Raw genomic sequence first — 1,050 nt, forward strand, 5'->3', positions numbered from 1 at the left:
ATGAATCCACGTTTTAAAGAGTACTTAGCAATCAGTTGTTAGACAGTCTGACGTACCGTTCGGTATACGGCGGTTCAACCGCTTGAGTGCAATTGACGTAAACGCTCGTATTGGGCAGGGAAGTCATAATATCCTGCCTGTGCGAGCTTTTCGTTTGTTACAGAGCGATTCAACACTGCGATTCCGGCTATCCACCAGTAGCCCAATCGGGTGTTTCCCCACTGGCACGCCTGCCACTCCGGTATCCCTAACTTTCGTAGGTTCTGCACCTTCGTCCTCGGCTTCTTCCATTGCTTCCAGATGGTACATCCGCATCCGTCTTCGCAGCCATTCATTCCAGCCTTGCAGGATTCGCTTCATGTCCGCTACATAGAAATACCCGATCCAGCCGCGAATGTAGACTTTCACGTTCTCCATGACCTGCCGTGCATTCCTGCCTTGACTTCGACTCGTTAGCTTCTTCAGCTTCTTCTTTGCCTTGCCCAGGGATTGGTGGTGTGCGCGTACGTATACGCCCTTTCCGTTCTTTCCCAACGCAAATCCGAGGAATTTGAAGTGTTTCTGCGCCACGACACTGACCACCTTGCTCTTCTGCGTGTTCATTTGGAGCTTTAGCTTCTGCTCCAAATACGTCCGGCTGGATTCCAGCAGTCGCTTGGCTGCTCGTTTACTCTTCGCTAGCACGACGATATCATCCGCATAGCGGATGACCGTTACGCCTCGGCTTTCCATCTCCTGATCATATTCGTTCAGGTAGATATTCGCCAAAAGCGGGGACAACGGGCCGCCTTGGGGCGAGCCTTCCTCCGTTGCCCGGCGCACGCCGTTCTCCATGACTCCGCTTTTCAGGTACTTCTTGATCAGGTCGATGACACCTTTGTCCTAGATTTGTTTGTGAAGCAAATTCAAAAGAAGCTCATGGTTCAACGTGTCGAAGTATTTCGACAGATCGATTTCAACCGCCTGCCCTTAGCCTTGCTCGGCATACGCTTTTACTTTCCGAATGGCTTGCTGCGCACTTCGCCCTGGACGGTAGCCGTAGCTTCCCTC

The 1,050-nt window shown here is 51.9% G+C and carries 1 protein-coding gene; it reads right to left on the bottom strand.

Annotated elements, in window-relative coordinates; all coding sequences use genetic code 11:
• Nucleotides 1-123: 123 nt before the first annotated feature.
• Nucleotides 124-834 carry a reverse transcriptase domain-containing protein gene (locus tag BK127_RS42175; RefSeq protein WP_218639092.1) on the bottom strand — a complete coding sequence of 237 codons (711 nt, stop codon included), beginning with the start codon at nucleotides 832-834 and terminating at the stop codon, nucleotides 124-126.
• Nucleotides 835-1,050: the final 216 nt, after the last annotated feature.

The sequence above is a fragment of the Paenibacillus sp. FSL H7-0331 genome (assembly GCF_001956045.1).

Excerpts from the sequence above, each read along its gene's own strand:
- BK127_RS42175 (WP_218639092.1), bottom strand. The coding sequence starts at position 834 with ATGGAGAACGGCGTGCGCCGGGCAACGGAGGAAGGCTCGCCCCAAGGC.